Source organism: Mesorhizobium sophorae (assembly GCF_002270415.1).
Classification (GTDB): Bacteria; Pseudomonadota; Alphaproteobacteria; order Rhizobiales; family Rhizobiaceae; genus Mesorhizobium; species Mesorhizobium sophorae.
In genome coordinates, this window is record NZ_NNRI01000013.1 from 460,859 (window position 1) to 480,884 (window position 20,026).

30 protein-coding genes are annotated in these 20,026 nt (G+C 60.0%); 23 read left to right on the top strand and 7 right to left on the bottom strand.

Annotated elements, in window-relative coordinates; all coding sequences use genetic code 11:
* Positions 1-159 precede the first annotated feature (159 nt).
* Both CGZ66_RS21490 and CGZ66_RS39955 read left to right on the top strand, forming a co-directional pair.
* A complete protein-coding gene (locus tag CGZ66_RS21490) occupies positions 160-390 on the top strand; it encodes a hypothetical protein (protein WP_095087610.1) in 231 nt (76 codons plus the stop codon).
* A gap of 184 nt (positions 391-574) precedes the next feature.
* On the top strand, positions 575-739 hold the full coding sequence (locus CGZ66_RS39955) for a hypothetical protein (RefSeq protein WP_167392197.1): 165 nt from the start codon (positions 575-577) through the stop codon (positions 737-739).
* Positions 740-1,082: 343 nt separating this feature from the next.
* Here CGZ66_RS39955 and CGZ66_RS21495 read toward each other — a convergent pair whose 3' ends face one another.
* A complete protein-coding gene (locus CGZ66_RS21495) occupies positions 1,083-1,355 on the bottom strand; it encodes a hypothetical protein (protein ID WP_206073735.1) in 273 nt (90 codons plus the stop codon).
* Positions 1,356-2,099: 744 nt separating this feature from the next.
* Here CGZ66_RS21495 and CGZ66_RS21500 point away from each other — a divergent pair.
* Complete coding sequence (locus CGZ66_RS21500; RefSeq protein ID WP_095087613.1) at positions 2,100-2,468, top strand: hypothetical protein; 369 nt, start codon at positions 2,100-2,102, stop codon at positions 2,466-2,468.
* A 133-nt stretch (positions 2,469-2,601) separates the two neighbouring features.
* Here CGZ66_RS21500 and CGZ66_RS21505 read toward each other — a convergent pair whose 3' ends face one another.
* The 3 genes from CGZ66_RS21505 to CGZ66_RS21515 all read right to left on the bottom strand — a co-directional run bounded on the left by CGZ66_RS21505 (position 2,602) and on the right by CGZ66_RS21515 (position 4,459).
* Positions 2,602-2,865 (bottom strand): hypothetical protein, encoded by a 264-nt coding sequence (locus tag CGZ66_RS21505; protein ID WP_095088080.1) that lies wholly within the window; start codon positions 2,863-2,865, stop codon positions 2,602-2,604.
* A gap of 255 nt (positions 2,866-3,120) precedes the next feature.
* On the bottom strand, positions 3,121-3,549 hold the full coding sequence (locus tag CGZ66_RS21510; protein ID WP_095087614.1) for a hypothetical protein: 429 nt from the start codon (positions 3,547-3,549) through the stop codon (positions 3,121-3,123).
* A 19-nt stretch (positions 3,550-3,568) separates the two neighbouring features.
* Positions 3,569-4,459, bottom strand: coding sequence for a DUF4238 domain-containing protein (locus CGZ66_RS21515; protein ID WP_167392198.1), 891 nt, complete (start codon positions 4,457-4,459; stop codon positions 3,569-3,571).
* A 314-nt stretch (positions 4,460-4,773) separates the two neighbouring features.
* Here CGZ66_RS21515 and CGZ66_RS21520 point away from each other — a divergent pair, with 314 nt between their 5' ends.
* The 18 genes from CGZ66_RS21520 (at position 4,774) to CGZ66_RS21600 (ending at position 17,600) form a co-directional block, all read left to right on the top strand.
* Positions 4,774-6,045: a tyrosine-type recombinase/integrase gene (locus CGZ66_RS21520; protein ID WP_095087617.1), complete on the top strand. Its 1,272-nt coding sequence runs from the start codon at positions 4,774-4,776 to the stop codon at positions 6,043-6,045.
* Complete coding sequence (locus CGZ66_RS21525) at positions 6,042-6,902, top strand: hypothetical protein (RefSeq protein ID WP_095087619.1); 861 nt, start codon at positions 6,042-6,044, stop codon at positions 6,900-6,902. Before CGZ66_RS21520 ends, CGZ66_RS21525 begins: the two co-directional genes overlap by 4 nt.
* A gap of 88 nt (positions 6,903-6,990) precedes the next feature.
* Entirely contained in the window at positions 6,991-7,203 is a 213-nt protein-coding gene (locus CGZ66_RS21530; protein WP_095087620.1) for a helix-turn-helix transcriptional regulator, read from the top strand.
* Between the two features lie 73 nt (positions 7,204-7,276).
* Positions 7,277-7,477, top strand: a complete 201-nt coding sequence (locus CGZ66_RS21535; RefSeq protein ID WP_095087621.1) for a hypothetical protein — start codon at positions 7,277-7,279, stop codon at positions 7,475-7,477.
* A gap of 16 nt (positions 7,478-7,493) precedes the next feature.
* The gene (locus tag CGZ66_RS21540) at positions 7,494-7,676 is read left to right on the top strand and encodes a hypothetical protein (protein WP_095087623.1); all 183 of its coding nucleotides are present in this window, start codon (positions 7,494-7,496) and stop codon (positions 7,674-7,676) included.
* Positions 7,673-8,179 (top strand): hypothetical protein, encoded by a 507-nt coding sequence (locus tag CGZ66_RS21545; protein WP_095087624.1) that lies wholly within the window; start codon positions 7,673-7,675, stop codon positions 8,177-8,179. The genes CGZ66_RS21540 and CGZ66_RS21545 overlap by 4 nt, the downstream gene beginning before the upstream one ends.
* A complete protein-coding gene (locus CGZ66_RS21550; protein WP_095087626.1) occupies positions 8,176-9,408 on the top strand; it encodes an AAA family ATPase in 1,233 nt (410 codons plus the stop codon). Before CGZ66_RS21545 ends, CGZ66_RS21550 begins: the two co-directional genes overlap by 4 nt.
* A gap of 397 nt (positions 9,409-9,805) precedes the next feature.
* Complete coding sequence (locus CGZ66_RS21555; protein WP_095087627.1) at positions 9,806-10,057, top strand: hypothetical protein; 252 nt, start codon at positions 9,806-9,808, stop codon at positions 10,055-10,057.
* Between the two features lie 44 nt (positions 10,058-10,101).
* Positions 10,102-10,620: a hypothetical protein gene (locus CGZ66_RS21560; protein ID WP_143748799.1), complete on the top strand. Its 519-nt coding sequence runs from the start codon at positions 10,102-10,104 to the stop codon at positions 10,618-10,620.
* Positions 10,621-10,912: 292 nt separating this feature from the next.
* Positions 10,913-11,719: an ATP-dependent Clp protease proteolytic subunit gene (locus CGZ66_RS21565; protein ID WP_095087630.1), complete on the top strand. Its 807-nt coding sequence runs from the start codon at positions 10,913-10,915 to the stop codon at positions 11,717-11,719.
* The gene (locus tag CGZ66_RS39250; RefSeq protein ID WP_143748800.1) at positions 11,716-11,916 is read left to right on the top strand and encodes a hypothetical protein; all 201 of its coding nucleotides are present in this window, start codon (positions 11,716-11,718) and stop codon (positions 11,914-11,916) included. The genes CGZ66_RS21565 and CGZ66_RS39250 overlap by 4 nt, the downstream gene beginning before the upstream one ends.
* 285 nt (positions 11,917-12,201) lie before the next feature.
* Positions 12,202-12,471 (top strand): P27 family phage terminase small subunit, encoded by a 270-nt coding sequence (locus tag CGZ66_RS21570; protein WP_245331162.1) that lies wholly within the window; start codon positions 12,202-12,204, stop codon positions 12,469-12,471.
* Positions 12,472-12,476: 5 nt separating this feature from the next.
* Positions 12,477-12,977, top strand: a complete 501-nt coding sequence (locus CGZ66_RS21575; protein WP_095087632.1) for a hypothetical protein — start codon at positions 12,477-12,479, stop codon at positions 12,975-12,977.
* Positions 12,968-13,213, top strand: a complete 246-nt coding sequence (locus tag CGZ66_RS21580; protein ID WP_095087633.1) for a hypothetical protein — start codon at positions 12,968-12,970, stop codon at positions 13,211-13,213. Before CGZ66_RS21575 ends, CGZ66_RS21580 begins: the two co-directional genes overlap by 10 nt.
* On the top strand, positions 13,210-13,890 hold the full coding sequence (locus tag CGZ66_RS21585; protein ID WP_095087635.1) for a hypothetical protein: 681 nt from the start codon (positions 13,210-13,212) through the stop codon (positions 13,888-13,890). Before CGZ66_RS21580 ends, CGZ66_RS21585 begins: the two co-directional genes overlap by 4 nt.
* 3 nt (positions 13,891-13,893) lie before the next feature.
* Entirely contained in the window at positions 13,894-15,687 is a 1,794-nt protein-coding gene (locus CGZ66_RS40840) for a hypothetical protein (protein ID WP_245331163.1), read from the top strand.
* Positions 15,684-16,562, top strand: a complete 879-nt coding sequence (locus CGZ66_RS21595) for a hypothetical protein (protein WP_143748802.1) — start codon at positions 15,684-15,686, stop codon at positions 16,560-16,562. Before CGZ66_RS40840 ends, CGZ66_RS21595 begins: the two co-directional genes overlap by 4 nt.
* A 42-nt stretch (positions 16,563-16,604) precedes the next feature.
* On the top strand, positions 16,605-17,600 hold the full coding sequence (locus CGZ66_RS21600) for an acyltransferase family protein (RefSeq protein ID WP_095087638.1): 996 nt from the start codon (positions 16,605-16,607) through the stop codon (positions 17,598-17,600).
* A 374-nt stretch (positions 17,601-17,974) separates the two neighbouring features.
* Here the strand turns inward: CGZ66_RS21600 and CGZ66_RS21605 are convergent, their stop codons facing one another.
* The 3 genes from CGZ66_RS21605 to CGZ66_RS39965 form a co-directional block, all read right to left on the bottom strand.
* Positions 17,975-18,316, bottom strand: a complete 342-nt coding sequence (locus CGZ66_RS21605) for a hypothetical protein (RefSeq protein ID WP_095087640.1) — start codon at positions 18,314-18,316, stop codon at positions 17,975-17,977.
* 3 nt (positions 18,317-18,319) lie between these two features.
* Entirely contained in the window at positions 18,320-18,478 is a 159-nt protein-coding gene (locus CGZ66_RS39960; RefSeq protein ID WP_167392200.1) for a hypothetical protein, read from the bottom strand.
* Between the two features lie 78 nt (positions 18,479-18,556).
* Positions 18,557-18,733 (bottom strand): hypothetical protein, encoded by a 177-nt coding sequence (locus tag CGZ66_RS39965; protein ID WP_167392201.1) that lies wholly within the window; start codon positions 18,731-18,733, stop codon positions 18,557-18,559.
* 388 nt (positions 18,734-19,121) lie between these two features.
* Between CGZ66_RS39965 and CGZ66_RS39970 the strand changes: the two genes are divergently transcribed.
* On the top strand, positions 19,122-19,286 hold the full coding sequence (locus CGZ66_RS39970; protein ID WP_167392202.1) for a hypothetical protein: 165 nt from the start codon (positions 19,122-19,124) through the stop codon (positions 19,284-19,286).
* On the top strand, positions 19,283-19,942 hold the full coding sequence (locus tag CGZ66_RS21615; RefSeq protein ID WP_095087644.1) for a hypothetical protein: 660 nt from the start codon (positions 19,283-19,285) through the stop codon (positions 19,940-19,942). Before CGZ66_RS39970 ends, CGZ66_RS21615 begins: the two co-directional genes overlap by 4 nt.
* Positions 19,943-20,026: the final 84 nt, after the last annotated feature.

The following is a 20,026-nucleotide window of genomic DNA, read 5'->3' on the forward strand; positions in this document are numbered from 1 at the left end:
TACGCGCTCGTTTACCCTATGCTGGCTTGATCCCCAGCACTCCATAAGACTCTGGCCCGCTGCCGAAAGGTGGCGGGCTCTTTTGCCTGCAAGTTTGGTGGCAGCGTCCCAACCGCCCTGCTATGTTCCCGCCTGGTGGGTTAGTTGGGAGTTCCGATCATGGACACGGAAGAGATGCAGGCGATAGGCGACACCCTCATGCGGATCGTCACGCCAGAAATGACACCGAAGCAATTGGTCAAAGCGGCTCGGAAAGAGCACCCAAAAGCCTCGAAGAAGGATATCGCCAGGGCGGCATTCTTCTCGATCATTGCCCATGCCGACGAGGACCACGGCAAGGCAAAGAACCTGCAGGCGTTCGCCATTGCCGAGCGTATTAACGGCAGCTAGAGAGCTAAAAAGAAAGCCCGGTTTGAAGCCGGGCCTTGGGAGGATCGATTGGGAACCCCGAAGGGGGGAGGGATCGATCGAACCCCCTTCAGCGTTTACTAATCTGCATCGCTATTATGACGCCCGCGTGAAGCAAACCAAGCGCTGTGCTAGACGCCACCGACAGGTAGGCTATATTTTAGCGATGCCTGATACGCCCGTAGCGACCTACATCGTCAGCGTGTTCGAGAAGCCGCATTGGCGAACGGCGCTGACCACCAAGGACAAGGAAAAGGCCTTGGCCATGGCGAAGGAGATCGGCGACAAGGTGCGGATCGAAGAGATAACGCCGAAGCCGAAGCGGCGGTAGACTTTGAAGATGGTGAGAAGTTTAGCCCTTACCACCACCGTCATTGCATCGATAGCTGCCGCTATCGTGCTGACATTTATGGCAGCTAAGAGATTTGAGCTACGGCGTCCAAATCCGATCGAGGCTCATATCGAGAGGAACATCTGAGGGGCCAACGAGGCGGTACGCTAGGGCGCTGAAGTCCTCAGCCTCAGCCCGCCAGCGCGCAGCAAGCGGAGTAGGCTTCGTTGCGCTGGCATGCGGTCGTCATGCTTGGCGAACCGGCGGACGATCGCGAAGGCGACGACGAACGGGAGCAGTCCGACTTCTACTGATAGCCCGCTGCCTCACGGTAGCGGGCTTTTCAATGAGTTACGATGCCTATGGCGCGTCCAACTTCAACGATCGCCATTGAGACCGTCGCGACTGTCAACGCCAATGCCAGCCGGCGCTCATAGTTGGATAGACGTTTCTCAGTGACGATAGGCTGGCCATCCCAGTGCAACTCGCCAGTGCTTTCATGGATGCCGAACAGGCTAACGCCATCGATGCTGATCGGTCGAACCCCGACTGGCCAGGTCGCCGGAGCAGGGGAATCGCTATAGCGAAATTTCCTGATGGCTTCCCAATCGATCACTGACCCCTTCCGATTGTAGCCCCGAATGTAGCCCTGAGCGCGAAAGCGGTATTTTCGCGTTGTCTAATCATACTCGGCAAGTACTTGAAAAGATTTGGCTCCCCGGGCCGGCCAGCGCTGACAAGCATGACCGCCTGGCTCTGTCCCGCTGGCGTCGTGCTGGCGCTGGCTTGGCCTCTCTAGTTCCAAGAGACCCTGTGCGCAGTCTTACAAAAAGCGTGCCGCAATATCCACGTAACGTAACAGTTACGTGCTTCTCGGGCTCACCATTGCCGGCGCTAGTGTAGCGGCATGAGGGGCGAACTGCATTTCTGGCTAGGTCTCGCGTGTGGCGTCGGCGTCATCGCGATGTTGTTGTTGTTGCTCGCGATGCTTAGCTTCGGTTTCGGCTGAATTCCACACATGACCCACTACCCCAATATATGCGGATAGGTCCGATTAACCGGCGATCGGATGCCGACGCTGAGGCCGATAGCCGTATCACCCGTTGGCAGGTCGGCCGCTGCCTACCAGAAGCTGCATTCCACATCGGCCGTATATCGGCCTTCGTTCGCCACCCTGTCCCAGATAACGAAGCCGACTGCCAAGGCGAGACTAGGGCAGAAACCCCGCCAGACCAGCGAGTAAATAGGCGGCAAGCAAGATGCTTGCCGCCAGCACAAGGCCCCCTATAGCGGTGTACCAATCATGCATCCCCCAGAGTGCACGAGACGGGATTTGGATTCTATTAGCCATAGAGGAAGTATGCGCGACCGCGAACTGACAGAGCGGCCGGGCAAGGGCTGGACGAGATGGGCCGAGGGCGCAGGCGAACACGACATCGAGCGCACATGGTGGCAGGCCAAGGCGCTGCATTTTCCCAAGCTCAACGTGTCTGTCTGGTTCGACGGATCCGAGATGGTCGAGCTCGAGCATTGGGGCTTTCGAGAGCCGAAATGGTGCATGCGATTACCGCCGGCCGATTGGCAGCCGATGCCACAGGGCTACAGAGCCGCGGCGGAAGCCGTCTGGCAAGCCTGGCAGGCGCGGGAGGGCTTAACCGGCCAGAGCGTGCCCGATGGCAATGCCAAGGCCGATAGCGAGGCCACCAGCAAGCTTGTAGGCCAAGTCTAGCGCGAAGGTGCGGACAGCGCTCCAAGCGTCCCCACGGGGCGCTGTGAGGGCGTTCGACAGTTCATCGAAGATCGCGTCCATGCCGGCAATATAGATCGAAACCGCGATTCTGTGAATCCCCACCTTCATGGCGTTATCGCACCAGTAGATTGTAGCTCGGTTCCTCACAGTGATAGACGCGGCATTGGCCGTCGCGGGTTGGAACGGCGGCGGACATCGGCACGTCGGGCCAGTCGCACTCATTGCCGAACTGGCGCACATAGCGGTTATATGTGTTGGGGCCGGTGGTCAGCACCACGGCGTGCCGGCTCTGGATCAACTGCTGAAGCTGCTCGCAGCTCATCGTGCGCGTGTCGGGCCGAGCCTCGGCGACGCTCGTGGCACAACAAACTGCCATCCCGGCAAGAAAGGCGATCGACGGACTTTTCGTGGCCAACACAACGGAACTCCCGATCATGGTCCGCAGCATCGCGCGCAAGCTTCGTTCCCGCAAGGGCGCGCTTGACGATTTCAGCGAGTACGCGGCCGGTTCGGTGGGAGGGGCACCTCCGAGGGCAAGGAAGGTTGAGTCGCAGGAAGTGCTTGTGCATCCCGGCTGATCAAACTGTAAACTTTGGGAGTTTGAAGCCCGCTGCCTCACGGTGGCGGGCTTTTACATTTCGGGCGAGTAGTCCTCAGGCCTGAGCAGCTTGGGCGCCGAAAACCACAGATCCTTGAATTCATTCATTGCCGGAGTCCACGGGTGCCACTTATCCATGGCCCGCAGAATGAACAGTCCTGCCTCGAATGAAACCAAAGCCCTCGTTTCAGGCGTCCGATTATGTTTCAGCCAGTCCCTTGTCTCATTGAGACGGCCGATCCACGCCCTGCTTTCCTGCATTGGACGGCTCGGGCTATCGCGCAGAGTTGCCCAGACCCCTCCCTGCTTTTCGGGTGCCATTCCCTCGGCTGCACCGGCTAGTGTGATGGTCACTGCAAATTGGCCGGCATGGAAAGCGGAGATTGCCGCCTCTATCTGTTGGGCAGCAGCCTCCTGCTGGGTAACCGTGAACACACCGTAGAAAGGGCGTGTCTCTCTCATCGCTAGGCCTTCCGGGATTTCAACTTGCCACTTTGATCAACGACTCCACCGGCTCGGCGCCGAAGTGGTTGGTAGCGAACCGGAGCTGCTTGTCATCGCGCCCGATTACCAACTTGGTGGCCTGTTCGACGACCTTCTGGTTCGTGATCCGGACCAACTTTTGAATGGGAATTTGTTGGACCTGCTTAAGGGTGTCTGCGTTGTTCACGGCTACAAACAGGAGCCGTGGGCCGATCGGCAGAATCACATGCGCCAGATCATCCCGCAGCGGTGTGCGAATAATTGGCCGGTCGGAAGTCAATAGATCGAAGCCAGCCGTTTCTGTATGAACGACTGACCAAACCATATCGTTGATCACGTTGCCGATGTTCTTGTTGTCGACCAACGGCACAAAGACCTCAAACAGATGCTTCTCCACCGTCTCGACCGGCATCTGAGCGATGTATTCGCTGAAGGTTGGCGGGTCGCCATCCTTTGCCAGTTTTGCATACTCGGCTTCCGACTCGGGGTCTGTTGCAGGGAAGAGGTCCTTCCATCTGGCGCGAAGCGCTGCAATGTCAGCGGGCATTCTGAGCACCAGGGAGATCATGAAGCGAGACCATGCCGACCGCATGGGAGACGACCAGTATCCTGCCGGGCCAGTGGTCTCAAGGCGCTCCAGAGCATCGGCAGCAAGCGAATCCGCTATGTGGAAGAACCTCTGTTCAACCTGTTGTGCTAGCTCCGGATCGAATCCCTTTAGGGAGTAAAGGTCTACCTCGTAGCCTGTTCCAGCCGGATGGGTCCGTCTTGGGACTACGCGGTCAAACGGCCTGCTAAACTCACAGATTCTCGCGTCGGAACCAGCCCAGCGACGGAGATAGAACACCGGCAGGTAGTGATGTTTCCTCGGAGGGTTGTTCGCTGCCATTGACCTGGCCGTTGCCCCAGATGTTGCCCTGCGGCCAGAACAGTCAAATCTGCCGGATCTCAAATTTTCGCTAAGCGCTTGAAAAGATTTGGCTCCCCGGGCCGGATTCGAACCAGCGACCAACCGGTTAACAGAGGTTTTCCTTAGCATCTGCACGCGTCGGCTTGCGACACACTGATACAAGCAATCCCGTTGCTATGCAAGGCATTGCGTGGCGCAGGACGTTGCGACGCGTCGCATTGTGTATCGACAAAGCGCAGGGTTTTGTGTAGATCATGATGTAGATCACACGAACCGGTTTCTCGGGGGACGCTATGCCGACCGTCGAACTTACCGACAAGTTTTGCCAATCGGCCAAGTCGGTTTCAGGCCGCAAGACTGATTATTTCGACACGATCGTAAAGGGCCTCGTCCTTCGCGTATCGAGCGGCGGCCAACGCTCTTGGTATGCCGTCTATGGGCCCCCAGCAAAGCGGCAGTGGCTCAAGCTAGGCACCTATCCCGAGGTGCCGCTCGGAACCGATAAGGGTGCCAGGCAGCGAGCCAAGGATACACGCGCCAAGGTTGGCGATGGCGTTGACCCGATTGCCGAGAAAAAGGCTCTGGCAGCCTCGCAGACGGTTGCCAATATGGTCGACAACTACGTCGCCCGTCGAGCCTCGGGGAAGCGTTCCGCAGATGAGATCGCTCGGCGCCTCCGCAAGAACGTCAGCGACTTGATCGGCGACGTCAAGCTGGCCGAGCTGCATCGCCGAGACCTCACAAAGTGCATTGATACCGTCAAAGATCGCGGCGCTCATGTCGAAGCGAATAGAGTCTTCGAAGATCTGAGGGCCATGGTGAGATGGGCGCGCGGACGCGGCGACCTCGACGAGAACCTTGTGGAGGGCATGAGGCGACCGACTGAGACGGCCGAGCGCGACCGTGTTCTGTCTGCCGACGACATCAAGACCATGTGGGCAGCGCTGCCCGAGGCCGACATGCGGGAATCAACGCGGCGCATTCTTCGCCTTTGTCTTGTCACTGCGCAGCGTGTGGGCGAGGTCGCCGGCATGGTCCGCGACGAACTCGACTTGGACCGCCGGGCTTGGACCATTCCGCCTGCCCGAGCCAAAAACAAGCGTGAGCATGTCGTGCCGCTGTCCGACATGGCTGTCGCCATCCTCCGAGAACAGATTGCAGCCGTCGACGCACTGGACGAGCGGAAAGACCGGACGCCGACACCGTTCATTTTTCCCGGACCCGGAAGCCGTGCTGCTGTCACCGGTGCGTCGATCCCGAAGGCTGTGAAGCGTGAGGAAGTGATCAAGCGTGGCGTGTCGACCATCATGGGCGTTGCGCCCTGGACACCGCACGACCTTCGCCGATCAGCGGCTACCCACATGGAGGAGATCGGCATTTCGCCTTTTATCATCGGTCATGTGCTGAACCATGTGTCGGCGACGAAGGCCAGCATCACCAGTCGCGTCTATGCCCGATATGACTATGCGAAGGAAAAGCGCGAAGCCCTGGAGCTATGGGCCGAACGACTGGCCGGTATCATCAAGGGCGGCGCCGATGTCGTGCCGATGAGGGCGACCAAATGATAACGGGCGCCAACTATGTGGAGGCCATTCGGTCGCTAGAGCAGTTGCGGCCTAAACGCCCCGATGACTTGAAACAGTTGGGGGAACTCATGTTGAAGGCTTGCCAGCGTGCGAGGGATTGGGACGAGCAGAGCGACCCATATCATCGACGCCGTGAGCGGGACCGGATCTTCGTTGAAAGCGGTGTCAAATCCATCCTATCCACGGTTCGGAAGCTCGCAGCCCTTTCCAATCAGTATGATGAGGAGTTTGACCGGATAGTGTGGCGAGCGGTCCACGCGACAGGCATATCGCCAGACATACTACGAGACGCCGGCTTCTCATACGCCAACACGGCGCGAGGCGGCGAGAGCGGACTAGGCGGCGCATTCGTTCGAGCGCTTCTTAAGGAAATGGAGGGCCGGTTCGATGCGGAAACCGATGCAGCCAGTCGAATATCGGTCAAGGGTGCGGCCCGCGAGAAGCACCGGTGGGTGCAAAGCCCCCTTCTCTTTCCGAAACTGGTGGACGTAAGCCGGTCGCCCGACGCGCGCCGGACCGGACTGCTTTTCGAGCTAACCTTCTACCTCCGACGTTTCACCGCCGGGCGCCAAATGGTGCCAGTCAGTATCATGAACAAGATGCCGGCTTACGGCGATACTCACTACGACATAAGTGCCTTGTTCGTGCATGGTGCTCTGGGCGTCTATCCGAATGACGGCGGTGAGGCATTCGAGAAAGCGCTCAGCTCCAACACTGGTCCGAACGGCGAGCCGATCCGCTGGTGGGGATGGGGTAAGCAAGAGGAAGAGGGGCATGGCGGAGACGTCGACGTCTTTGCATATTGGCCAGAACCCGAAGTCGACGATCCTGCCTAGAAAAATCCGATAAGTCGTCCGTTCCGCGATCGCGTCAATGCGGTCCAACTCCTCGCGTGAAGTCGCAACACCGCGCTAGGAGCTGCAAATGGAGTACAACGACGACGACAACATCACCCTTGAGGTGGCATGCCAGGTTATCGGCGGCCGCCACTCGCCGATCCACAAGGCGACTTACTATCGAGGTGTGAAGGCGGGGATCTTTCCGAAACCACACCACCCGTCGCCCGGCATTTCCCGGGTTAAGTACGGCCAGGTCAAGGCGGCGGCTGATCGCGCAAACCATGTGGAGGCCGCATGATGCGCGCGCTCTCCTACGCCGTCGCAGGTGCTGCCGTCCTCTTCGTGGCCGCAATCATGCTCGGGTGGCTGCCATGATGACCGCTGCCGAGAAATTCATTCCCAGCCGGGAAATGGTGGACTGTGTCAGCGATTGGCGCCAGCGCCATGCCGATGTCCGTTTTCACAAGCCGATCGTGCCGTTGCTGGTCGAGCGCTTCGGCCTGAAGCCCCTGGAGGCAATCGCTGTCATCCGGGCTTCGAAGTCGGGAGGCGCCAATGCGAGCGCCTCTTAAGCGAAAGCCGGCGGCGTTGGCGACGCGCACCGGCTCCCAAAACCTCGACATGCTTCCCGGCAAAATCGATACTTCGGAAGATATCCACTTTCCGCACCTCCTGCAAGCGCGCCGCATCCATCGGCGGTTCAACGTCTCTTGGCCGTTGGCGCGCACCATCGCAGAACACGCCTTTGGCCAGATCGGCGGTGCCGCATGATCAGCACCATCGACACTCCGCACCAATGCCATATCGACTGGCTGATCAAGAACGGCGTCACCACCATGGCCATGGTCAATCCGGAGGCCATGCTTCTCGCCCAAGGTGAGCGCGCGCCAGACGGTAGATTCGAGCCTGAAGAAAACGGGATGTTTTGGTTTGTGTTCGAGGAACTTGACGACGTGGTGTTTTGGCATCCGCGTTCAAACCGGCTCGCCACGCTGGACGGTCGCGCCTTCGCACTTGGCCAGGACGCGATTTGGAACGCTTCGACGTACTCATTCGACGGCCATCTCAATATCTTTTCGGATCCCCTCGATTGGCTCCGCGCAAAGCGTGACGGATGCGTGGTGCTCGACTGGACACGGGCCTTCGACCGCCTTGCGGGCGCGCCGCGCGTCTCTGTCGATGAAAAGGTGCTGTTCCTGTACCGGCGACACATGCACCCGCCGCAACTGCCCGAATTGTACGTGCTGCAGACTAACGGGAGGGCAGCAGCATGAAGGGCGCACCCATCCCGATTGAGAAATATGATAACGACCCGTGGCGCTTCGTCGACTATGACGGCAAACCGCGTAAGGGTGGCTTTCTGGTGAAGGCAAATCCCTTCGTATGGCGCGAGCCGGTCGACATTCCTCCGCGCTGCTGGCTGTTCGGTGGTCACTACATCCGAGGCTATGTCACCGGCACCGTGGCGCCTGGCGGCATGGGCAAGACGTCCGTGGTGCAGACCGAAGCGCTGTCGATGGTCACAGGCCGCGATCTGCTCGGGATCAAACCCGAACTCACATCGCTCAATGCCTGGATATGGAACCTCGAAGATCCGACGGAAGAGGTTGAACGACGCTTTGCCGCGTCTGTCGTGCATCACGAGATCAATCCGCAAGACCTCGCCGGCCGGCTGTTCGTCAACTCGGGTCGCGACACGCCGCTGGTGATCGCCAGGAAGGTCAAGGATGCGATCACTGTTCTGGAACCTGTCATTGATGCCCTGGTGGCCGAGATCATCGCCAACGGCATCGACGTGTTGATTGTTGACCCATTCGTCAGCAGCCATGGGCTTCCCGAGAATGACAATGCGGCGATCGATGCCGCCGTGAAGGCCTGGGGACGAGTAGCCGGGCGCGGCAATTGCTCAGTCGAGCTTGTGCACCATGCCCGCAAGCTCAATGGTGACACCATCTCGGCAGAAAGCGCACGCGGCGGCAGTGCCTTTGTAGACGGTTGCCGCGCTGTCCGCGTCATCAACCGCATGTCCGAAGATGAAGCCGCCCGGCTAGGGATAGACGAGGCGCGCCGATATTTCTTCATGCTCGCCGACAAGCAGAACATGGCGCCGCCGGCAGACAAACGCGACTGGTATCAACTGGTTTCCGTGCCGTTGGCCAATGGCGACAACGTGGCCGCCGTCGATAGGTGGACGCCTCCAAACCCGTTCGATGACGTGACACCTGACCATCTCCGCCGCGCTCAAGCCCTCTTTGCCGGCGGCGACTTCAGGGAAAGCGAGCAATCGCCGGAATGGGGCGGCAATGCCGTGGCCACCGTGCTGGACCTCGACGTTGGTGCAGGCAGGAAGGCAAATGAGCGGACAAGCCAGCAAAGGGCCGCCCGGGCGAAGATCAAGCGCATCCTGCTCACATGGCAGGATACAGGCGCCATCACGATCGAAACCCGTCTGGACAGCAAGCGCAATGAGCGGCGCTACTATGCCTGCGGTGACCCGGCATGAAGAGGGATCATCCGTCATCTGCCTCACTGCCTCACCTAGTAGTGGGGCAAGGTGTGGCAACCGTGGCAAAAGCACTGCCTCACCACCACCCTTATAGGGGTGTGGGGGTGTGGCGGGGCAGATTAAGCAGGGCAATTTCAGGTGGGGCAAAATCCCGACCATGCAGTGCTATTCGGCGACCCGTGGCCATGGGGCTGCGGGGGGCACTTCGATCTCTACAGAAATCGGCTACCCCGACACCGCTCCGGGGTCACGGAGAGATTTTTTCTACCTGTTTGATTTCAGCCAAATCAAAGGAAAATCAAAACCCACGCCAAATGCGGACGCCGCAGTCCTCGTTCAACATTTTCCTCGGCGTGTTCGAGGGCGGCATCGCACTGCTTGTCGGGGCGATGCCATGAGCCGGGAGCGCGAGCGCGAACTTGCTCGGCTGCGCCAGCGGCGATGTCGACGGCGTGCGGCAAAGAAGCTGTTGCCTGCCAACGTCGATTTCCCGCGTCACCATGTCGAGTGGATGGATGAGCAAGGCATGTTCGGGGCCGGTGTCGATTGCACAGACCCGGACGTGCTCGGCCGCGTGATCGGCGACCTGGCGGAGGCTCATATCGTCCACGTCAAAAATCTGTCACGCCGTGACCCGCAACGCTGATCCGACCTGCTACGCCTGGGACCAACACGACGGAGCAAGGACCGATGCTGGGAATGACCCGGAAAGAGATTACCCCCGAACTCACGGACGCCGAGCGCCTACGCGACCGCATGGTGCTGCCTCAGTCGGCGAACTTGCTGAAGCTGGCCGAGCAGATCGTCACCAAGCTTCGCGCCGACCAGCGGAGCGCCAAGGAACGGCTTACCCCGCTTTATGACGACCTCCGCCAGAATTCGGTGTCGACCACTAAAGATCGAATTGCCGAAGTCGAAGCTGAACTGAAGGCGATAGAGAAGCCGCTACAGGACGCCTTCGTCGAGCGTGACCGCAGGCGCCAGCAGTTCGGCGAGAAGGCCAGGCAGGATCTTGGGCCTGTGATCAACGAATTTTCCGATGCCGTGAATGCCAAGCTCGATGAACTCGATGAGCTGTTTCGGCTTGCTCTCGGCCTGCACGTCGCCGCCACAATCTCGGGCATCGAGATGCCCAGGATCATCGAAAGCAGTCAGTCGCTTGCCGCTCACATCCATTCGATGCGGCGCGTTCTGCGCGGCGGTTTCTGAGGGCCGAGCGGAATGAAAATCCCGGCGCGCGGTTCATTGAGGGCGACACATGGGCGCGTCCAAAAGCAGATCGACGATCTCCGGCGCGCGTCGGGCGCAAGTGCTACCGGTCAAGGTCGTCAACGCCCTGAGTGCGAGCCGGTTAAGACACATGACCCGGCGAACGGCTTGGCTGCTGCGCGCTCGTCATCGCCCGTGACGAGTGCGCGGCAATCCGCCAACGACGAAGTCATGCTCGCAGAAGCTCGCTTCTGGAGCTTTCTAAACGCGACGGATCCGAATCGGAGGGGTGATGCGCAAGGATGAAATCCTCGTCGCTGGCGGTTCCGCAGGTCGGCCCCCGCCATCTCGACAAGCGGCACCTCCAACCACGTTCTTTCCAGGCCCGCGCCTGCGCATGGCAGAGGCTCGGCGAGATATGGCGGTCCAGGCTCGCGCTGATGGTCAGGCGGGGCCGCAATACATCTCGATCGCCATTGAGGGCGAGATCGACGAGCGCATGGTCGCCAGGGTGAAGACGCAACTCGACGCTGCGCCGCACGCCAGCACGCTGCGCATGAGGGTCAACAGCAATGGCGGCAACCTGCATAGCGCGCTACGCATTTACAACGCGATCTGTGAGCATCCGGCGTCCCGCAAATCCGCTCGCGCCGCCGGCCGCTGCCAGTCAGCCGCCCTAGTGGCTTTCCTCGCGTGCGATCACAGAGAAGCCGCTGCCGGTGTACTCATCCTCACACATGAAGCCGCCGTTTCACCGGTTCGCAATCGTCGCTGGACACGAGGTGTGCACCAGTCGGCAGCCGATCGTCTGCATGCGGCAGATGAGGCAATCCTCGACCTCATCTGCGAACGCACCGGCGCCACCCGAGCTACCGTTCGCACGCTGATGGAAGCCGACGAGAACATCCACCTGGTTCGTGCTCTCAGTGTCGGCCTTATCCACGAATTCGACGGCTGCACGAGACCGTGCTCACGCGACTGGCCGGAGCGTGTCCGCAATGCCTGGAAGACGCAGGCGGTTGTTGTCGGGATGCCTAACTATCTGTTCAGCCCTGGCTACCTCGCTGCATGCGCAGCCACGCTCAGGAGGCAGCCATGAAGCCCCGCGCGGCTAATCTCGCTGCAGCCTGGGACGCAATGACCGGGATGCTGCGTCGGATCATGGCTCTAGAACAGAAGCAATTCGGCCTACGCATCGGCAGCGCCTTCGCCGCGCCGGCTGGCCAGGCCTTCCATGTGCGTGAACTTGAAGTCGAAGGCAAAACGATCAAGGTCGTGACCGTCGAGGACGCATGATGGTGGTACGGGACGCGGAGCGAGCCATGACCCCAGGGGGGCGGGCAAATCCCTGCAGGCATTGGGTGCCCCAACCGCTCCGGGCCTTCATTTGCAGTTTCGTCTCCCCGGTTCATCCCATGCGCGCGAGGAGGCTAATTGATGGGCAATAGAGGGCCTATATCTGCAGCGGCATTGTCCGTTGTCCCACCGGCAACGCCACCGACACCGACACCAAAGCCGATCCGAAAGGCTCCGGCTCCAAAGCATCTGGAGGCGGCAACCCGCGCCTGGTGGGAAAGTGTCGTGGCTGACTTCGATTTGGAGCAGCATCATTTGCGTCTTTTGCAGGCGGCGGCCGAAAGCTGGGATCGCATGCAGGCGGCGCGCGCCGCGATCGGCAAACATGGCCTGACCTTCGTCGACAGCAACGGCAATCCGAAGGCGCGGCCTGAAATCGCGATCGAACGAGACGCGAAAATCGGCTTCGCCAGGTTGATCCGCGAGTTGGATCTCGACGTCGAGGCGCCGACAGAAGGCCGCCGGCCGCCGGCAATTCGAAGCAACCGAGGCTGACACCCATGCCTGTGAAACGTCGACATCAAAAGCGCCGCAAAGGGGAACTGCCGGAGCAAATCCGCGAGTGGTTTGCCTCGGGCAAGGATAGCTTTTTCCACGACGATCTTCCGGCATGGTGGGAGGCGTGGCGGGAGCCCTTCCTCGCGGAATGGGTCCAGCACCAGCCGGGAACGCGTCCTTGGGCCTGGTGGCGCCACGACGCGCCGGAACCGCGATTGCGGCTCGGCGGCACTGGAACGGCGAAGCACGATTGTCTGGCCCATGTGAGGCAATTCGCCTTTGGCCTCCCGTCTGCCGGTTTCCTGGATCGGTGGACGTTCGATTATTTCAACGGACAAGCGCGCGACATTCACGGCCGGCTGATCGCCAACGGGTACAAGCCTGGCGACTTTTCGCGAGGCGAACCGTTCGATCCCGACGATCCGCCACGCTTCGAGACAGAGGCCGAATATCTCGCCCGCCTTGGGCTGCTCTTTGACGGGGAGGTCGCTCGATGCCAGTGAAGCGCCGCTCGTCGAAGGCCAGGCAGTTCAAGATCACTCCGGCCGTCCTTGCCGCGTTTCGTGCCGATGATGACCGTGCATTGCACGTCGCCCTCAACTTGCCTCCCTGGTTTCCCAATCCGCTTTTCGTGGACTGGCCGGAGCCGCCGGTATGGGCGAGGAACGACGGCACCGCGTGGACGGCGTGCTGGCCCGAGGCGTGGGCGCTTCGGCAAGAGCTGGAGCGCGGCCGTTGACGGCGATATTTACCTATGCGGCACCCGATGCAGCCTATGCCCTTGGCGATGGCGCGTTCGTCGGCTTTCATTCCGGCCGTCTGCGCGAGATCAAGACCAAGATTCTGGACGCTGCAGCGGACAAATCGGCCGTTTTGGCAGTTTCCGGTCCACAAAAACTCAATTCCCGACTTTCCGCACAGCTTCGCCAATTCGCGAGCTTTGACGACGTGGTCGATGGGCTCGAGGCCGAGGTGATCGAGATCGCAAAGACCTTGGCTTTCGGGTTTTTCTCAATGCGGCTGGTCGGCTGGTCGAGGGCGCGCAGCAAGGCCGAAGTGTACAAAATCAGCGGTGGCGCGTGGCCTGGTGCTGAAGCCAAGACCCCGGTGCTGATCGAGACCACCGGTTTAAGCGTCATCTCGCCCCAGGAAGAGCCTCCAATTCCCGATGCCACGCGCCACTTTTATCAGGCGCACAGGCTGGGGTGCGCGCCGCAGTTCTCGGCTACAGCGCACGCGGTTCCGTACTTCTTCGCAACGCGCGCCAAGCCATCGCCGCTCAACGGCAAACACGTCGTTGGGGGCTTCATCGAAGAGGTCAAAATCACTGCGGCCGGCACGCGCAGGCGCATCGTTGGCGAGTGGGCTGACGATCAAATTGGCGAGCTCATCAATCCCCAGATGAAGGCTGCCTGAGCCATGTTCTGGAATATCATCATTGCCATCGCATCCTACGCGCTGCAAATCCTGCTGACGCCGAAGCCGCAGAACGCAAAACCGAAATCGCTGGAGGACTTCAAGGCACCAACCGCAGAGGAAGGCCGTGAAATCCCGGTCTGCTTCGGGACAAACGACGTCGCCGATCCCAACGTCACATGGTATGGCGATCTGAAGCGCGACGCCATCAAGGGCGCCCGTCGCTACGGTTTCTTCGGCCCGCGCCAGATACTGGGTTACAAATACTCCCTCGGCGTGCAAATGGGCCTCTGCCACGGCCCAGCCGACGCCATCTATAACATCTATGTCAGCGACAAGCTGGCTTGGGAGGGTGCTTCAGCCGGTGGCCGGATCACCATCAACAAGTCCGACCTGTTCGGCGGCGACCAGAGCGAAGGCGGCATCGAGGGCGCTGTCGATATCGAGATGGGTGCGCCGACCCAATTGCAGAACGACTACCTGATCGACCAGCTTGGCGCCGACGTTCCCGCCTTTCGCGGTGTCGTCACCATTGTTCTCAGGCAAGTCTATCTCGGCACCTCGAACTACATCAAGCCGTGGGCGTTTCGCATCCAGCGCATCTTCCTGAGAAGCGACGGTTCTGAACAATGGTATCCCGAAAAGGCGGGCATCGGCGAAAGCTCGGTTTTCGTGCCAGCCGTCAATCAGGAGGTTCTAGCTCCGGAGGGCACCGGAACCGCTCAGGACATCAAGAACGGTTACGTCGTAACAGCCGGAACGAATCTCACCTGCTGGAAGTACCCGAACTTCTCCGCTCCACTGTGGGTGACTGAGGACGTTGGTGGCCAGGGAGTAACCATCGATGACCTCGGGCATGTGTACGTGAGCTACCAGAACGGCACGCACGTCGACGTGTACGACATCACCAATGGCGCGCTTCTCGGGTCCGTCTCTATGGGATCCCTCGGCAACGGTGCGATCACCTGCCGAACCACGCCAGGCTCCGTAACGAATGTCTTTTTCTTCGAGGGAGCCACCATCTATATGGCGTCCGGCTCCGGAGCCTCCCCGCTCTACATCGGCTCGTCCCCCACGGGTCTCGGCTTCATAACCGGGTCGGTGACGTGGAGCGTGTCTCCGACCACGATCTACATAGCCAACAATGGCTTCCTGGTGACGTCCGGAACTCGGAGGAAGATCACCATGATTCCGTGGGACGGTGCAGGGCCCGGAGTGGCTACCGTGGTCGATCTGACGGCTGACATGTTTGGGGACATCGTCTTGGTAACCCCAATGGAGGACACGGGATCCGTCCTGATAATCGATGAGGACAGTGGCATCCATCTTTACAACTCCGACCTGTCGACTCGCCTGATCTACAAGCATGGGGCAGAGGAAAACGACTGGAACCTTGGCGCGCAGGGCATCGGCAGCATTCGACTGTCCGCAGGGGACGACCTGATAGCGTTTCGTGCTGATGGCGCGGGCGGGGACTACGTCGGCAACGTTATCGTGAAATACCGACCGTCCGACCTGACGCGCGTCTCGATAGTTGACGCCAGCGACATTCCATACTTCAACCACAACAACACCGCCTACAACTCCAGTGCCGTGGACCCCGACAACGACTACATACTCATCAAGGGTCTGGAGACGGCTCCGCTCGTGGCATGGTCTCTTCCACCCAGCGCAGCACTGGACATGAACCCGGCCCACATCATCCGCGAATGCCTCACCAACTCCGAGTGGGGCATGGGCTTCAACGATAGCGACATAGACGCGATTTCAAACCACTGGACAGGAACCCACACATGAGCTGGCACCTAAGACAAGGGTTCTACGGCGGCAACCCAGCCGCAACACATGTGCCGCAGCCAGCGGCGATATGGTCCCCCTTGTCACTCGGTGCCGCTTTGCTCGGATGGTACAAAGCCGACGAGATAACCGGGTCTGATACTGATCCTCAATCAGGCTTTACGGATGCGTCCGGCAACGGCAACGATATGACCCAGGTGACGAGTGGGTCTCGCCCGACGCTGGCGGCGGCCAATCTCAACGGCAAGAATGTCGTTCGGTTCAACGCCCCGGTCGCCAACCAGTATTTCGATGTGCCGAACGTCTTTAACGGAAAATCGTCCGGCTCGATGTACCTGGTGGTAAAAAAGAACGCCGATCCGGCTGGTTCCGGCGGGGCAAACGCCGACCAATACTCTGGCATTCACCGCTTTGGGTCTTCAACCGGCACAAGTTCCTCCGGCCACATGACCTACACCGATGGCAACATCTATTCCGAGTTTGGAACGACCGTCAGAAAGTCAGCAGGCAACCCGACGCCCTCCCTGGCCTCGTGGCGGATCATCAGCATCCATAGCGTGGCATCTGATTATGGCATCTTCATCGATGGTGGTGTCTACACAGCAGGCGTTGCCGCGCCGTTCTTCTCGACGGGGACCAATACCGTAGGGTTCGATTCATCTCCCAAATTTGGCCGGTCTGTCAGAGACCCCGCAGGAACCCCGATATTCAAATACATGGAGGGGTGGGCCGCCGAAATTCTCTTGATCGACGGCAAGCTTTCCACCGCCAACCAGCAAAAGGTCGAAGGCTATCTGGCCGCAACTGCTCGATGGGCGCTTCAGGCAAATCTTGACGCAGCCCATCCTTATAAATCCAGCCCGCCACCACCATGATCTACTTTGCAAGGCAAGAATTCGCTGCTACGAGTTCTGTTGATGGGGACTGGGGAAAGAAACAACGCCCTCGATGGGGTTCGGGCGCTCGCGATCATGGTTGTGATCGCGCATCACGCCCATGCGCCTTTCGCTCGTGGTGGGTTCATCGGCGTCGATCTCTTCTTCGTATTGAGCGGCTATCTGATTTCATCGATCCTGTTCAAGGAACGCGACCGCGACGGCACGATCAATGTTTTGCGCTTCCTGAAACGGCGGGCGAAGCGCCTTTGGCCGCCGCTGCTGATCATGCTGGCGGCAGCCGCCGTGATCGTGCCGATGCTCTGGCCGGATGTGCCGACCCTTCTGGTGCTGTTTCTGGCGGCGTTCTACCTGACTGACATGTTCGGGAAAGAAGTGCCGATCGTTGGCCACACATGGTCGCTGTCGGTCGAAATGCAGTTCTACCTGATCTGGCCGATCGTGGTCTTCTGGCTTGGTCCTCGCATTCGAACGAGGGCGCTGCTTTTGATGTTCGCGGCGGTGACGCTGTGGCGGCTGGGCAATGGCATCTACTTTCATGACTTCGCGCAAACGGCGTTTCGCTTCGACATGAGATTGAGCGGCCTGATCCTCGGCAGCGCCATTGCAGCCGGCGGGTTTTCACTCCGGGGACGGAAGGCCGAGATTGTCGGCTGGGCCTCGACCGCCCTACTGCTGTTCCTGTCTGTCGTGCTTTGGCAGGACGCTGTGACGATGGCTTACATGCAGCCGACCATCGATCTGGCAGCAGCGGGTCTGGTCGTGAGCCTTGTCGGAAGCGAAGGGACCATCATCAACAAGGTGTTCTCATGGCGGCCTCTCGCCTGGGTGGGGCTGATCTCCTATTCGCTCTATCTCTGGCATCTGCCGATCGCCCGTGCCGCCATGCTCTACAGCGGCGACTGGCGCGTGGTGTTGGCGGCGACTGTGGCGCTTTCAGTTCCGATCGCCGCGCTCTCTTACGCCTTCATTGAAAAGCCCATGCAGCGACGGCGTACGGCTCAACTGGCGATCTAAACTCACCATCCCGGCGGTCGGCAGGCGCTCGACGTTCTAGCGTGGTGAGTGAAGGACAGATTTTCCTTGCGCAAGGAAATATCGAAGAGGCGGCCCGACTGCAGGGGGCTCTTGGAGGACACAACGGCAGCCGAGCCATGCCGGAGAGTCTCCTCCCGGCGACCGTGATGATGTTCCTATATTAGCAGGAATGCAAATAGTGGCCGGCGCCAGTCTTCGCAGCAGTGTCGGCGGTGAAGCGATCGGCCGGCTGCTTGTCGCCAACTTGGCGAGAAGCATATTGATTGCCCTTTGGCGCATCGGCCTTCGTCTCCGGATGCAGAGCCTCATAGGCCTGCTTGCGGCGGCGAGATCAGCTTCGGACCGTGATCTGTTCAGATCCGGCAGAGGATTTGCCTCATGTCAGGATCATCGAGCCTGTAACCTTGCCGTGGGGCGTGAGACTTTTCATCGGTCACCTTGCACTCGAGCACATTGCTTAGGCGCAGAAGCTCCCAGCGGGATTCGGACGGATCGATTGCGAAGTTCGCAACCTCAAAAACACGTGCCGCCGGAGCGCTACCATTATAGGTGAGCCCCACAGCATGAACCTCAAGGATGCGAAAATCCTCCAAGCGGTAAATCTTGCCTCGCTTGTCGATGACTTTCAGCCGTTTGCCGGTGCGGAGAGCCGAACAGAACGTGTCGATGAACTCATGTCCGTCACCCTCTGACACGATCTAGCCGGCGACAGCGTGGACGATGGCGAAGCCTATGCCGATCGCGAAGCCGGTGAAGATCTTGCCGGCGAGATCGACGGCGACGACGCGGACCTCGCCCCAAACGTCTGCACGGGGCTCTCTGAGGGCGCTGGAAAGGTCGTCGAAGATCGCTTCCATCCTCAAAGCATAGATCGAAAACTCGAATCTGTGAATCCCCTGTTTGTTCATGGTCGCGCGGACGTTCGCTGTGATCGATCAGCCGCCTTTGTATCGGGCGGCTTCTTTCCACCGCTTCAAGGCAGTGGATCTGGTGCGGTCTGTGGTTCTTATGGACTCGCCCATGTAGTCACCTACAGCCTCCCAAACGGTCTTGGATTTCTGGTAAACACTGACCTCTACCTTCTTCCCCCAGACCTCGACTGTTGTGTCCATCTCGTTCCCCTAAAGCGCTGCAAACAACGGTGGCGCTTTCACCGACAGAAAGCAAGCCGGCTCCCCGGAGGGAGTGCTTGACGATTTCGGCGAATGAGAACATCGTGCCAGGCGGAGCGTGACAACTCCCGCGAATGGCCTTTGCCGGGCCATTGGCAACCAGAGCGTAGGCAGGGCGGTCCCTGCAAGGATCTTTCAGCCTACGAAATCGACCGTGCTGACAGCCGTCGGCGCGACCGGCACCACTATGCCGGGAGAGCGGCGGCTATACAAGACCCGCAAGGGAAAAGCCGTCGCGCATGGTCTCTGGCCATGTTGTCACCCTCCCGGCGCCAGTGCTGTCCGCTGGCAAACCGGCCGTGACAAGCCGTCAATCCAGAGAAACCACATGACCATGTACATCTTAGCCATAGGGCTGCTGCTTGCCGCAGCGGCCTTGCGCACGCGCCTGGGGCGACTTCACCTCGCCTTGCGGCTCTTACGCCTCTCCAACGCCCTGCATGACGCTGGCGCCCGTATCATCGACCGTGAAGAGCGGGAGATGGGCCAATGAACGCGATCAGCACACTGCAACCCTTCGCCATGCCGGCGGGCATGGACCCGCGCACATGGCGGCAGGAGATCCAGAAGCGCATCAACGAACTGCTCGACCAGTCGATGGCACTGATCACCGCGCTGGACGTCATGGAAAGCGATTGCGACCTGGAGGACACGGCTGACGATGAACCGTCTCTAGGCTGGGGACATCGCGGCGGGCAGTCATTCCTGTCTGGCTCCGCGCCCAACCTACCGACCGGCGACACTTGCGATCTTGAGCTCGACAACAGCGACGACGAGGACACCGGCGACAACGAGCCTATGCACGGCGCCGTAGAACGCCATCCTACGTCACGAGAGAGCCCATGGGGCCGCAGCGGTGAGTTGACGGTACAACTCTATGGAAACAGCAGCCAAGCCCATTGGGCGGGCGATCGTGCCACGGCGCCGGCATGGGACGAGTGCGAGGCTGAAAACGAGCATGGCGGCGATGTGCTGGACGTCCCGCACGACCGCGAGGCCGACGAGCCCTCTCTGGCTTGGACAGAAGCAATCAACCAAGTGCGCCGGCTGGAAACGGACCCGAATATCTGGCTGATCGAGGATGGCGAGGAAGAGGGCGGCGACATTCGGGAAGGCGATGACGAGCGGGAGCAGCCAGACCACTATTGATCATTCAAGCGAAACGATGGCCCGCTGCCGATGGTGGCGGGCTTTTGATTTAGACGTCGGGGAACAACAAGACTGGCGACGAGT

What these genes read in the sequence shown, in the direction of transcription:
- CGZ66_RS21490 (WP_095087610.1), top strand. Translation starts at nt 160, where the DNA reads ATGGACACGGAAGAGATGCAGGCGATAGGCGACACCCTCATGCGGATC.
- CGZ66_RS39955 (WP_167392197.1), top strand. Translation starts at nt 575, where the DNA reads ATGCCTGATACGCCCGTAGCGACCTACATCGTCAGCGTGTTCGAGAAG.
- CGZ66_RS21500 (WP_095087613.1), top strand. Translation starts at nt 2,100, where the DNA reads ATGCGCGACCGCGAACTGACAGAGCGGCCGGGCAAGGGCTGGACGAGA.
- CGZ66_RS21505 (WP_095088080.1), bottom strand. Translation starts at nt 2,865, where the DNA reads ATGGCAGTTTGTTGTGCCACGAGCGTCGCCGAGGCTCGGCCCGACACG.
- CGZ66_RS21510 (WP_095087614.1), bottom strand. Translation starts at nt 3,549, where the DNA reads ATGAGAGAGACACGCCCTTTCTACGGTGTGTTCACGGTTACCCAGCAG.
- CGZ66_RS21515 (WP_167392198.1), bottom strand. Translation starts at nt 4,459, where the DNA reads ATGGCAGCGAACAACCCTCCGAGGAAACATCACTACCTGCCGGTGTTC.
- CGZ66_RS21520 (WP_095087617.1), top strand. Translation starts at nt 4,774, where the DNA reads ATGCCGACCGTCGAACTTACCGACAAGTTTTGCCAATCGGCCAAGTCG.
- CGZ66_RS21525 (WP_095087619.1), top strand. Translation starts at nt 6,042, where the DNA reads ATGATAACGGGCGCCAACTATGTGGAGGCCATTCGGTCGCTAGAGCAG.
- CGZ66_RS21530 (WP_095087620.1), top strand. Translation starts at nt 6,991, where the DNA reads ATGGAGTACAACGACGACGACAACATCACCCTTGAGGTGGCATGCCAG.
- CGZ66_RS21535 (WP_095087621.1), top strand. Translation starts at nt 7,277, where the DNA reads ATGATGACCGCTGCCGAGAAATTCATTCCCAGCCGGGAAATGGTGGAC.
- CGZ66_RS21545 (WP_095087624.1), top strand. Translation starts at nt 7,673, where the DNA reads ATGATCAGCACCATCGACACTCCGCACCAATGCCATATCGACTGGCTG.
- CGZ66_RS21550 (WP_095087626.1), top strand. Translation starts at nt 8,176, where the DNA reads ATGAAGGGCGCACCCATCCCGATTGAGAAATATGATAACGACCCGTGG.
- CGZ66_RS21555 (WP_095087627.1), top strand. Translation starts at nt 9,806, where the DNA reads ATGAGCCGGGAGCGCGAGCGCGAACTTGCTCGGCTGCGCCAGCGGCGA.
- CGZ66_RS21560 (WP_143748799.1), top strand. Translation starts at nt 10,102, where the DNA reads ATGCTGGGAATGACCCGGAAAGAGATTACCCCCGAACTCACGGACGCC.
- CGZ66_RS21565 (WP_095087630.1), top strand. Translation starts at nt 10,913, where the DNA reads ATGCGCAAGGATGAAATCCTCGTCGCTGGCGGTTCCGCAGGTCGGCCC.
- CGZ66_RS39250 (WP_143748800.1), top strand. Translation starts at nt 11,716, where the DNA reads ATGAAGCCCCGCGCGGCTAATCTCGCTGCAGCCTGGGACGCAATGACC.
- CGZ66_RS21575 (WP_095087632.1), top strand. Translation starts at nt 12,477, where the DNA reads ATGCCTGTGAAACGTCGACATCAAAAGCGCCGCAAAGGGGAACTGCCG.
- CGZ66_RS21580 (WP_095087633.1), top strand. Translation starts at nt 12,968, where the DNA reads ATGCCAGTGAAGCGCCGCTCGTCGAAGGCCAGGCAGTTCAAGATCACT.
- CGZ66_RS40840 (WP_245331163.1), top strand. Translation starts at nt 13,894, where the DNA reads ATGTTCTGGAATATCATCATTGCCATCGCATCCTACGCGCTGCAAATC.
- CGZ66_RS21595 (WP_143748802.1), top strand. Translation starts at nt 15,684, where the DNA reads ATGAGCTGGCACCTAAGACAAGGGTTCTACGGCGGCAACCCAGCCGCA.
- CGZ66_RS21600 (WP_095087638.1), top strand. Translation starts at nt 16,605, where the DNA reads ATGGGGACTGGGGAAAGAAACAACGCCCTCGATGGGGTTCGGGCGCTC.
- CGZ66_RS39960 (WP_167392200.1), bottom strand. Translation starts at nt 18,478, where the DNA reads ATGGAAGCGATCTTCGACGACCTTTCCAGCGCCCTCAGAGAGCCCCGT.
- CGZ66_RS39965 (WP_167392201.1), bottom strand. Translation starts at nt 18,733, where the DNA reads ATGGACACAACAGTCGAGGTCTGGGGGAAGAAGGTAGAGGTCAGTGTT.
- CGZ66_RS39970 (WP_167392202.1), top strand. Translation starts at nt 19,122, where the DNA reads ATGACCATGTACATCTTAGCCATAGGGCTGCTGCTTGCCGCAGCGGCC.
- CGZ66_RS21615 (WP_095087644.1), top strand. Translation starts at nt 19,283, where the DNA reads ATGAACGCGATCAGCACACTGCAACCCTTCGCCATGCCGGCGGGCATG.